9 protein-coding genes and 1 pseudogene are annotated in these 10,706 nt (G+C 69.9%); 9 read left to right on the forward strand and 1 reads right to left on the reverse strand.

Going from position 1 to position 10,706, the window contains the following annotated elements:
- The first annotated feature begins 20 nt into the window (after positions 1-20).
- Genes ACFWXC_RS49690 through ACFWXC_RS49710 form a run of 5 tightly spaced genes read left to right on the forward strand, consistent with a single transcriptional unit; the run spans position 21 to position 5,616 of the window.
- Positions 21-1,652, forward strand: a complete 1,632-nt coding sequence (locus tag ACFWXC_RS49690) for an ABC transporter substrate-binding protein (RefSeq protein ID WP_384490348.1) — start codon at positions 21-23, stop codon at positions 1,650-1,652.
- A 6-nt stretch (positions 1,653-1,658) separates the two neighbouring features.
- The gene (locus tag ACFWXC_RS49695; protein ID WP_384490350.1) at positions 1,659-2,582 is read left to right on the forward strand and encodes an ABC transporter permease; all 924 of its coding nucleotides are present in this window, start codon (positions 1,659-1,661) and stop codon (positions 2,580-2,582) included.
- Positions 2,575-3,555: an ABC transporter permease gene (locus ACFWXC_RS49700; protein ID WP_384490352.1), complete on the forward strand. Its 981-nt coding sequence runs from the start codon at positions 2,575-2,577 to the stop codon at positions 3,553-3,555. Before ACFWXC_RS49695 ends, ACFWXC_RS49700 begins: the two co-directional genes overlap by 8 nt.
- 8 nt (positions 3,556-3,563) lie before the next feature.
- Positions 3,564-4,550, forward strand: a complete 987-nt coding sequence (locus ACFWXC_RS49705; RefSeq protein WP_384490359.1) for an ABC transporter ATP-binding protein — start codon at positions 3,564-3,566, stop codon at positions 4,548-4,550.
- Positions 4,543-5,616 (forward strand): ABC transporter ATP-binding protein, encoded by a 1,074-nt coding sequence (locus ACFWXC_RS49710; RefSeq protein ID WP_384490361.1) that lies wholly within the window; start codon positions 4,543-4,545, stop codon positions 5,614-5,616. The genes ACFWXC_RS49705 and ACFWXC_RS49710 overlap by 8 nt, the downstream gene beginning before the upstream one ends.
- A 214-nt stretch (positions 5,617-5,830) precedes the next feature.
- Here ACFWXC_RS49710 and ACFWXC_RS49715 read toward each other — a convergent pair whose 3' ends face one another.
- Positions 5,831-7,957, reverse strand: coding sequence for a prolyl oligopeptidase family serine peptidase (locus tag ACFWXC_RS49715; protein WP_384490354.1), 2,127 nt, complete (start codon positions 7,955-7,957; stop codon positions 5,831-5,833).
- A 189-nt stretch (positions 7,958-8,146) separates the two neighbouring features.
- On the opposite strand from ACFWXC_RS49715, the gene ACFWXC_RS49720 reads away from it, so the two are divergent.
- From ACFWXC_RS49720 to ACFWXC_RS49735, 4 genes and pseudogenes are all read left to right on the forward strand, one after another.
- The gene (locus tag ACFWXC_RS49720; protein ID WP_089098958.1) at positions 8,147-8,341 is read left to right on the forward strand and encodes a hypothetical protein; all 195 of its coding nucleotides are present in this window, start codon (positions 8,147-8,149) and stop codon (positions 8,339-8,341) included.
- A gap of 80 nt (positions 8,342-8,421) precedes the next feature.
- A complete protein-coding gene (gene mshB, locus ACFWXC_RS49725) occupies positions 8,422-9,303 on the forward strand; it encodes an N-acetyl-1-D-myo-inositol-2-amino-2-deoxy-alpha-D-glucopyranoside deacetylase (RefSeq protein ID WP_384490356.1) in 882 nt (293 codons plus the stop codon).
- Entirely contained in the window at positions 9,300-9,716 is a 417-nt protein-coding gene (locus ACFWXC_RS49730; protein ID WP_382527861.1) for a DUF6113 family protein, read from the forward strand. The genes mshB and ACFWXC_RS49730 overlap by 4 nt, the downstream gene beginning before the upstream one ends.
- A gap of 155 nt (positions 9,717-9,871) precedes the next feature.
- Positions 9,872-10,706 (forward strand): annotated as a pseudogene (locus ACFWXC_RS49735) (hypothetical protein); the annotation flags it as partial.

Raw genomic sequence — 10,706 nt, forward strand, 5'->3', positions numbered from 1 at the left:
CTTCACGGAGGAGGCACGCCATGCGTTCAGCCACGCACGCCCGATGGGCGGCCTGCGCGGTAGTGACGGCGCTCGCCGCCACGGCCTGCGGGGGCAGCGGCAGCAGCGGCGGGGGCGGCGGCGACAGCGGCGTGCTCAGTTCCTCCTGGGGCGACCCGCAGAACCCCCTGGAGCCCGCCAACACCAACGAGGTCCAGGGCGGCAAGGTCCTCGACATGATCTTCCGGGGCCTGAAGAAGTACGACCCGAAGACCGGCAAGGCCCAGGACATGCTCGCCCAGAAGATCGACACGAGCGACTCGCAGAACTACACGATCACCGTCAAGGACGGCTGGACCTTCTCCAACGGCGAGAAGGTGACCGCCCACTCCTTCGTCGACGCCTGGAACTACGGGGCGAGCCTCAAGAACAACCAGAAGAACGCCTACTTCTTCGGATACATCGAGGGATACGACAAGACCCATCCCGACAGCGGCAGCCAGAGCGCCGAGGCGCTCTCCGGTCTGAAGGTCGTCGACGACCAGACCTTCACGGTGAAGCTGAACCAGAAGTTCTCCAGTTTCCCCGACACCCTCGGCTACGCGGCCTTCGCCCCGCTGCCCCGGTCCTTCTTCACCGACCACGCCGGCTGGCTGAAGCAGCCGGTCGGCGACGGGCCGTACAGCATCGAGTCGTACACCAAGGGATCGCAGATGTCCCTGAAGAAGTGGGACGGCTATCCCGGTCCCGACAAGGCGCAGAACGGCGGGGTGACCCTCAAGGTCTACACGGACAGCGACACCGCCTACACCGACCTGATCGCCGGCAACCTCGACCTCGTCGACGACGTTCCCGCCGCACAGCTGAAGAACGTCAAGAACGACCTCGGCGACCGTTACATCAACACCCCGGCCGGCATCATCCAGACCCTCGCCTTCCCCTACTACGACAGCGCCTGGAACAAGAGCGGATCGGACAAGGTCCGCACCGGCCTCTCCATGGCCATCAACCGCAAACAGATCACCGACACCATCTTCCAGAACACCCGCACCCCGGCCACCGACTGGACCTCGCCGGTGCTCGGCACCGCGGGCGGCTTCAAGGAGGGGCTGTGCGGGAGCGCCTGTGACTACGACCCGGCCCAGGCCAAGAAGCTCATCCAGGAGGGCGGGGGACTGCCCGGCGGACAGTTCAAGATCACGTACAACGCCGACACCGGCTCGCACAGGATGTGGGTGGACGCCGTGTGCAACTCCATCAACAACGCGCTCGGCAACGACAAGGCGTGCGTCGGGAACCCGGTGGGCACCTTCGCCGACTTCCGCAACCAGATCGGGCAGCACAAGATGACCGGGCCGTTCCGCGCGGGCTGGCAGATGGACTACCCGCTCATCCAGAACTTCCTCCAGCCGCTCTACTACACCAACGCCTCGTCCAACGACGGCAAGTGGTCCGACAAGGACTTCGACGAACTCGTCGACCAGGCCAACGCCGAGACCGACACCGCCAAGGCCGTCGGCACCTTCCAGAAGGCCGAGGAAGTCGTCCGCGACAACATGGCCGCCATCCCGCTCTGGTACCAGAACGGCAGCGCCGGCTACTCCGAGCGGCTCTCGAACGTGGCCCTCAATCCGTTCAGCGTCCCCGTGTACAACGAGATCAAGGTCAGCTGACGCGGCATGGGGCGCTATGTCGTCCGGCGGCTGCTCCAGATGATCCCGGTGTTCATCGGGGCCACGCTGCTGATCTTCCTCATGGTCAACGTCATGGGCGACCCGATCGCCGGACTGTGCGGAGAACGGGCCTGCGATCCGGCGACCGCCGCCCAGCTGAAGAAGGAGTTCGGACTCGACAAGCCGGTGTGGCAGCAATACCTCACCTACATGGGGAACGTCTTCACCGGGGACTTCGGTACGGCGTTCAACGGACAGCCGGTCACCGAGCTGATGTCCACCGCGTTCCCCGTCACCATCCGGCTGACGATCGTGGCCATCGTCATCGAGGTCGTCATCGGCATCACCCTCGGCGTCCTCACCGGTCTGCGGCGCGGGCGGCCCGTCGACACCGGGGTGCTGCTGGCGACCCTGGTCGTCATCTCCGTACCGACCTTCGTCACCGGCCTGCTGCTCCAGCTCCTGCTCGGCGTCGAGTGGGGCTGGATCAAGCCCTCCGTCTCCCCGGACGCCACCTTCGGCGAGCTGATCGTGCCGGGGCTGGTCCTCGCCTCCGTGTCGCTCGCCTACGTCACCCGGCTGACCCGTACCTCCATCGCCGAGAACAGACGGAGCGACTACGTCCGTACGGCCGTCGCCAAGGGCCTGCCCCGGCACCGGGTCGTCACCCGGCACCTGCTGCGCAACTCCCTCATCCCCGTCGTCACCTTCATCGGCACCGACATCGGCGCCCTCATGGGCGGCGCCATCGTCACCGAGCGGATCTTCAACATCCACGGCGTCGGCTACCAGCTCTACCAGGGGATCCTGCGCCAGAACACCCAGACGGTCGTGGGCTTCGTGACGGTGCTGGTCCTGGTGTTCCTGGTGGCCAACCTCCTGGTGGACCTGCTCTACGCCGTACTCGACCCGAGGATCCGCTATGCCTGAGCAGCCGTTCGAGCCGGACCGGGCCATCGCGGGCACGGGCATGGGCGGGGCGATGGACCTGGCGGCGACCGAGGCGGAGACGCTGGAGCGGACACCCGGCGGACCGCTCGGCACCGGCCCGGCGGAGAAGCCCCGCTCGCTGTGGTCCGACGCCTGGCGGGACGTGCGCCGCAACCCGGTCTTCATCGTCTCCGCCCTCGTCATCCTCTTCCTCGTCGTCATCTCCCTGTGGCCGTCCCTGATCGCCTCCGGCTCCCCCCTCAAGTGCGACCTCGCCAAGGCCCAGGAGGGCTCCCAGCCGGGCGCGCCCTTCGGGTACGACGGACAGGGCTGCAACGTCTACACACGGACCGTCTACGGGGCCCGTACGTCCGTCACGGTGGGCGTCTGCGCCACGCTCGGGGTCGCGATCCTCGGGTCGGTGCTCGGCGGGCTCGCCGGGTTCTTCGGCGGGTTCTGGGACTCGGTGCTGTCCCGGATCACCGACGTCTTCTTCGCGATTCCGGTCGTCCTCGGCGGTCTCGTCCTCCTCTCCGTGGTGACCAGCAACACGGTCTGGCCGGTCATCGGGTTCATGGTGCTGCTCGGCTGGCCGCAGATCTCCCGGATCGCCCGCGGCTCGGTGATCACCGCCAAACAGAACGACTACGTCCAGGCCGCCCGCGCGCTCGGCGCCTCCAACTCCCGCATCCTGCTGCGGCACATCGCGCCCAACGCGGTGGCCCCCGTGATCGTCGTGGCCACCATCGCGCTCGGCACCTACATCGCGCTGGAGGCGACCCTGTCGTACCTCGGCGTCGGCCTGAAGCCGCCCAGCGTCTCCTGGGGCATCGACATCTCCGCCGCCTCGCCCTACATCCGCAACGCCCCGCACGCGCTGCTGTGGCCCTCCGGGGCGCTCGCGCTCACCGTCCTGGCCTTCATCATGCTCGGCGACGCGGTGCGCGACGCCCTCGACCCGAAGCTGAGGTGAGCGCCGCCGTGCTGCTCGAAGTGCGCGACCTGCACGTGGAGTTCCGGACCCGGGACGGGATCGCGAAGGCGGTCAACGGGGTCTCCTACGCCGTCGACGCCGGGGAGACGCTGGCCGTGCTGGGGGAGTCCGGATCCGGGAAGTCGGTCACGGCCCAGGCGGTGATGGGGATCCTGGACGTGCCGCCGGGGCGGATCGGCGGGGGCGAGATCCTCTTCCGGGGGCGGGATCTGCTGACGCTCAAGGAGGAGGAGCGGCGGAAGATCCGGGGCGCCGAGATGGCCATGATCTTCCAGGACGCGCTGTCGGCGCTGAACCCGGTGCTGAGCGTGGGCGACCAGCTCGGCGAGATGTTCGTCGTGCACCGGGGGATGTCCAGGAAGGGCGCACGGGCCAAGGCGGTCGAGCTGATGGACCGGGTGCGGATCCCGGGCGCCGCCCAGCGGGTGCGGGACTATCCGCACCAGTTCTCCGGGGGCATGCGCCAGCGCATCATGATCGCCATGGCGCTGGCCCTGGAACCGGCGCTCATCATCGCCGACGAGCCGACCACGGCCCTGGACGTGACCGTCCAGGCCCAGGTCATGGACCTGCTCGCGGAGTTGCAGCGCGAGTACCACATGGGGCTGATCCTGATCACCCACGACCTGGGCGTGGTCGCGGACGTCGCCGACCGGATCGCCGTGATGTACGCGGGACGGATCGTCGAGTCCGCGCCGGTGCACGACATCTACAAGGCGCCGGCGCATCCGTACACGCGCGGGCTCCTCGACTCCATCCCGCGCCTGGACCAGAAGGGGCAGGAGCTCTACGCCATCAAGGGCCTGCCGCCCAACCTCATGCACATCCCTCCGGGGTGCGCCTTCAACCCGCGCTGCCCCATGGCCCAGGACGTGTGCCGCACCGACGAGCCACCGCTGTACGAGGTGGATCAGCACCGGGGCAGCGCCTGTCACTTCTGGAGGGAGTGCCTCAATGGTCGACGCGATGGTTGAGCCGATCCTGGAAGTGAGTGGACTGGTCAAGTACTACCCCTTGACGCAGGGCATCTTGATCAAGAAGCAGATCGGTGCCGTCAAGGCCGTTGACGGTGTCGACTTCGTGCTCAACAAAGGAGAGACCCTCGGCATCGTCGGGGAGTCCGGCTGCGGCAAGTCGACCGTTGCCAAGATGCTGGTCAATCTCGAGCGGCCGACGGCGGGGTCGATCAAGTACAAGGGCGAGGACATCACCGGGTTGAGCGGGCGGGCGCTGAAGGCCGTCCGCCGCAACATCCAGATGGTCTTCCAGGACCCGTACACCTCGCTCAACCCCCGGATGACGGTCGGCGACATCATCGGGGAGCCGTACGAGATCCACCCCGAGGTGGCCCCCAAGGGCGACCGGCGCAAGCGGGTCCAGGACCTGCTGGACGTCGTGGGTCTCAACCCCGAGTACATCAACCGCTATCCGCACCAGTTCTCCGGCGGCCAGCGGCAGCGCATCGGTATCGCACGGGGGCTGGCGCTGCGCCCCGAGGTGATCGTCGCGGACGAACCGGTGTCCGCGCTGGACGTCTCCGTGCAGGCCCAGGTGATCAACCTGCTCGACCGGCTCCAGAACGACTTCGACCTGTCGTACGTCTTCATCGCCCACGACCTGTCGATCGTGCGGCACATCTCGGACCGGGTCGGGGTGATGTACCTCGGGCGGATCGTGGAGATCGGCAAGGACGAGGAGATCTACGAGCACCCGACCCACCCCTACACCCAGGCCCTGCTCTCCGCGGTGCCGGTACCGGACCCGGAGGCCCGGGAACACCGGGAGCGGATCATCCTGAGCGGGGACGTGCCGTCGCCGACGAACGTTCCGTCGGGGTGCCGGTTCCGCACGCGGTGCTGGAAGGCGCAGGAGCGCTGCGCGCTCGAGGTGCCGATGCTCGCGGTGCCCGACGTGTTCCGGCTCGTGTCGGGGCCGGCGGCCCATGACTCGGCCTGCCATTTCGCGGAGGAGAAGCGGGTGGTGCCGCCGGAGGGGCCGACCGGGGAAACGTCGGACGATCTTGCCGACGGGGGTGCGTAGTGGGACGAACCGGGGTCAATCTCGTTAACACACAGGCAACTTCGTCGACCCGGTCTCGATATACGGACGCGGCACTGTAATCAACGTACGGCCGTGCGGGTGCCGTAAACGGGCCGGGACGCGCCATGTCGTCCCGGCCCGTTGCCGTGTGCGGGTGCGTGGGGGCTTGTCGCGCCCACGCGGCGGAGCCGCAAATCGATACAGCCCCGCGCCCCTAAAGGGGCGCTAGGCCCAACGTCCTCTTCAAGAAGTCCAGCTGGAGCAGCAGCAGGTTCTCCGCCACCTGTTCCTGCGGGGTCATGTGGGTCACGCCCGACAGTGGGAGGACCTCGTGCGGGCGGCCTGCCGCCAGCAGGGCGCTGGACAGGCGCAGGGAGTGGGCCACCACCACGTTGTCGTCCGCCAGGCCGTGGATGATCATCGTCGGGCGGTGCGGTTCGGCCGCGTCGACCAGGCCCGCGTCGTCGATCACCGAGTTGCGGCGGTACACCTCCGGCTGCTCGCCCGGGTGGCCGATGTAGCGCTCCTGGTAGTGGGTGTCGTACAGGCGCAGGTCGGTCACCGGGGCGCCCACCACCGCCGCGTGGAAGACGTCCGGACGGCGCAGGGCGGCGAGCGCGGCGAGGTAGCCGCCGAAGGACCAGCCCCGGACGGCCACCTTGGTCAGGTCGAGCGGGAAGTCCGCGGCGAGTGCCTGGAGCGCGTCGACCTGGTCCTGCAGGACGATCGCCGCGATGTCGTCCTTGACGGACTTCTCCCAGGCCGGGGAGCGGCCGGGGGTGCCCCGCCCGTCCGCGACGATCACCGCGAAGCCCTGGTCGGCGAACCACTGGGAGGTGAGGTGGGCGTTGTGCGCGGCGACCACCCGCTGACCATGTGGACCGCCGTAGGGGTCGAGCAGAACCGGAAGGGGAGTGTCCCCGTGGTAGTCCCGTGGCATAAGCACGGCGCACGGAATTCGGCGTGCGCCCCCCTCGGTGAGTGTCACGCGCGGGGACAAACCGGGATCTTCGGCGTACGACGTGACAGTCGCCAGATGTTTTCCGTCACGCAGCACCTGGACGAGGGCGCCCGGCCGGTCCAGTGCGGCGGACACCAATACAGTCACGCCCCCGGCGCGCGCGGCGGTGTGCACGCCGGGCTCCTGCGACACGCGCTCCACGCCGAGTTCGTTGACGCGGTAGACGTGTACCTCGCCGATCTCGGGGGACTCGGCCTCCTCGCCGGCGGACGCGGAAACCAGCACGTCATCGGCGGTCACGTCGAGTACCGCACGGATGTGCAACTGGGCACCCGTGAGCGGCCGTTCACCCACCGCGAGCACCCGGGCGCCGCCCTCGTCGGCGATCCGGACCAGCTGTCCGGAGGGGCTCCAGCAGGGCACTCCACCGAACAGTTCAAGCCATGTTGGATCTTCGTCGGCGTGCACCATCCGGGTCGCCCCCGACCCCGGGTCCACGGCGAGGAACAGCTGGCTGCGCTGGTCGCGCGCCTGTACGAGCAACAGCGGTGCACCCGCCTCTGACCAGTGCACACGCGCCAAGTAGGGGTAGCGTGCGCGGTCCCAGGAGACCTCCACGCGCCCCCCTTCGAGGTCGTAGGCGAACAGCCGTACGTCCGCGTTCTCGGTGCCCGCCGCCGGGTAGGCGACATGATGTGGCTCACGCTCGGGGTGGGCGGGGTCGGCGATCCACCACCGCTGTACCGGCGTGTCGTCCACCCGGGCCACGAGCAGCCGGTCGGAGCGCGGCGACCACCAGAAGCCGCGCGAACGCCCCATCTCCTCGGCCGCGATGAACTCGGCCAGTCCATAGGTGACCTGTTCCGACTCGGGCTCCGCCAGCGCCCGGTCGCCCGAGCCGTCGGCGCCCACGACCCGCAGGGCGCCCTCCGCGACGTACCCGACATGGCGGCCGTCGGGGGACGGGCGCGGGTCGATCACCGGTCCGGGGACCGTGATTTCGCGTGTCGTGCCGGCCCTGAGCTCCGCCGTGAAAAGCCGCCCTGACAAGGCGAAAGACGCCAGCTCCAGGGTCGCGTCGGTGGCGTAGCCGACGATGCCGGCACCGCCCTCACGGCTGCGTTCGCGACGGGCCCGCTCCTGTGCCGAGAGGTGTTCGTCGGCGCCGCCGAGCAGGGTGCGGGGATCGGCCGCGAGGCGCTCCTCGCCGCTCGGCACATCGAGAATCCACAGGGAATTGGCCCGGTCCGTACCGGAACCGGAGCGCAGGAACGCCACGCGGGAGCCGTCGGGGGCCACGGTGAACGCGCGCGGCGCGCCGAGCGTGAAACGCTGGGTGCGGGCGTGCCGGCGGGGGAATGAGACAGCCTCGGTCTTCATGCCCCGACCATATTGGCCATGCGCCCCCTTGTGCGGCCGTGCGCCGAGCGATGCGCGAGCACGCATAGTTATGATCACTACCGCTGAGTGGGTATGAACCTGCTGGCTTGCGCATGGATTTGCTGTACCGATCTACAACCCCCATACCCGAACCCCCCGCGTCCCTGGGATCTTTGGAGGTGAGCCGCCGTGGCACTCTCGATTTCGGCGGTGGTGCTGCTGGCGATCATCGTCTTCTTGCTGATCAAGAAGTCGGGTCTGAAGGGCGGGCATGCGGTCGTCTGCATGCTGCTCGGTTTCTATCTGGCATCCTCGACCATCGCGCCGACGATCAGCGATCTGACGACCAACGTCGCCAGCATGATCGGCAGCATCAAGTTCTGACCCGGACCACCTTCCGACCCGGTCGACCTCGTCGACCGGGTCTGCGTGGCGCTGTCAGCGGCGTTTCGTAGGGTGGGCACATGACGGAACCGCCCGCCCGGCCGCTGCCCGCCCGGCGCCTGCTGCTCGTGCACGCGCACCCGGACGACGAGTCGATCAACAACGGCGCCACCATGGCCCGCTACGCGGACCAGGGCGCCCATGTGACGCTGGTCACCTGCACCCTCGGCGAGGGCGGTGAGGTCATCCCGCCCGAGCTGCGGCATCTGACCGGTCCCGCGCTGGGCGAGCACCGGCGGGGCGAGTTGGCCGCCGCCATGCGCGAGCTGGGCGTCGGCGACTTCCGGCTGCTCGGCGGCCCCGGCCGCTACCGGGACTCCGGCATGATGGGCACCGCCGACAACGACGACCCGCACTGCTTCTGGCAGGCCGGCGTCGACGAGGCCGCCGGGCACCTGGCCGAGGTGATCCTGGAGACCCGCCCCCAGGTCCTGGTCACCTACGACGACAACGGCGGATACGGCCACCCGGACCACATCCAGGCCCACCGTGTCGCCATGAGAGCCGTCGAACTGGCCGCCGAGGCCGGCCACCGCGTCGCCAAGGTCTACTGGAACCGCGTCCCGCGCACGGTCGCCGAGGCCGCCTTCGCCCGGCTCCAGGACGAGCTGCCGGGGCTGCCCTTCGCCAAGTCCGCCGCCGTCGACGATGTGCCCGGCGTGGTGGAGGACCGTCGTGTCACCACCGAGATCGACGGCACCGCGTACGCCGCCGCGAAGACCGCCGCGATGGCCGCCCATGCCACCCAGGTCGAGGTGGCACCGCACGGCGCCCTCTGCTTCGCGTTGAGCAATGAGTTGGCGCAGCCCGTATTCATCACGGAGTACTACGAGTTGGCGGTCGGCGAGCCGGGTGCGGCGCGCGAGACCGATCTCTTCGCCGGTATCAGGGAGGCGTCATGAGCTCCGCAGGACGTGGCTCGATGCTCGCGCAACCGTTGCAACGGCCCCCCGCCGGGCGGATCGCCGCCCTGTTCGGGCTGGTCGTGCTCGGCGCCCTGGTCGGTCTCGCCGGGGCCCTCGTGCAGGCCGCCTGGTTCCCCGGCGGGCTGCTGCTCGCCCTGGCCGGCGCCGCCGGGGTCTTCCTCGGCGGGGCGCGGGCGCTGGGCAGCCGGTCCGGGGCCGCCGCGCCCGCGTTCGGCTGGGTCGTCGCCGTCATCCTGCTCACCGCCAGCAGACCCGAGGGTGACTTCCTGTTCGGTGCGGGAGGCGGTTCCTATCTCTTCCTGCTCGGCGGCATGGCGCTGGCTGTGATCTGCGCCACTATAGGTTTGGGGCGGCAACCTGACACGGACGGCGCCCGACTTGGCAAGTGACGTACCACTTCGCCGTGGGGCGCGCGTGCGAGTCCGGTGTGGGTTTCCCCAGCGGTCATGGGATAAGCGCCAGAAGTGGCCAGTATGGTGGTGCGCGCCGCCGAGCCGCCCGAGCAAGGTCGAACGGGCGGCGGAGCCAACCGGGAGAACCTGCCTTGAGTCGTGAAACTGACACTCCTTCCTCCGGGCCCGACGGGCACGGGGGAGCCGCATACCCCTCGGGCACACCGCCGTACGGGACCCCCATGGCTTCCGACGACGGCAAGGGCGCGGGCCGTTCGGCCGCGCAGCCGGAGGAACGCAAGACCGAGACCACGCTGACGACCCGGATCCGGATCAACATCCCCGGATCCCGGCCGATTCCGCCGGTGGTCGTCCGTACCCCTGTCACGGACGCCGAGGCCGGCGCCGGCGAGGAGACGGGCACGCACGCGCAGCCGACGGGCGCCACCATGTCCACCGGCACCGTCGAGCCGCCCGCCGAGACCGCGCCCGGGCCCGCCACCGGGGAGAAGCCCAGCGACTGGTTCGCGCCGCGCAAGTCCGGACCCGCCAAGGGCGGTCAGCGCGGCGGCGCCACCAACGGAGCGGGCACCCCCGGCGGTTCGCCCGCCGCGCCGCCGAACGCCCCGGCCGCACAGGGCACCCCCGGTGCCCCGCGTCCGAACGGCGGCCGCCCGGGAGGTGTCGTCGGCTCCATGAGCGTGCCCGGCACGTCCCGGCCCGGCGCGACCAACGGCGCGGGGCTGCCCACGGGAGCGACCGGCGGCCCGGTCGCTCCCGGGCACGGCGGCGGCACCGGCTCCTTCGACGTGACCGAGGCGCTCGCCGCGGGCCCGCTCGGCGGCCCCCGGGGCGGCGCCAGGGGCCCCGGCGAGCCCCGCCGCGACGAACTGCCGTACTTCACCGAGAACGGCGGCCAGAACGGCGCCCAGCCCGGCCCCGGCGCGCCCGGCGGCGGCCCGGCCGGTCCCGGCGGCCCCAGCGGCT

The organism is Streptomyces sp. NPDC058683 (assembly GCF_042716195.1).
GTDB lineage: Bacteria > Actinomycetota > Actinomycetes > Streptomycetales > Streptomycetaceae > Streptomyces.

Excerpts from the sequence above, each read along its gene's own strand:
- mshB (WP_384490356.1), top strand. The coding sequence starts at position 8,422 with ATGACGGAACCGCCCGCCCGGCCGCTGCCCGCCCGGCGCCTGCTGCTC.
- ACFWXC_RS49695 (WP_384490350.1), top strand. The coding sequence starts at position 1,659 with ATGGGGCGCTATGTCGTCCGGCGGCTGCTCCAGATGATCCCGGTGTTC.
- ACFWXC_RS49730 (WP_382527861.1), top strand. The coding sequence starts at position 9,300 with ATGAGCTCCGCAGGACGTGGCTCGATGCTCGCGCAACCGTTGCAACGG.
- ACFWXC_RS49690 (WP_384490348.1), top strand. The coding sequence starts at position 21 with ATGCGTTCAGCCACGCACGCCCGATGGGCGGCCTGCGCGGTAGTGACG.
- ACFWXC_RS49700 (WP_384490352.1), top strand. The coding sequence starts at position 2,575 with ATGCCTGAGCAGCCGTTCGAGCCGGACCGGGCCATCGCGGGCACGGGC.
- ACFWXC_RS49715 (WP_384490354.1), bottom strand. The coding sequence starts at position 7,957 with ATGAAGACCGAGGCTGTCTCATTCCCCCGCCGGCACGCCCGCACCCAG.
- ACFWXC_RS49710 (WP_384490361.1), top strand. The coding sequence starts at position 4,543 with ATGGTTGAGCCGATCCTGGAAGTGAGTGGACTGGTCAAGTACTACCCC.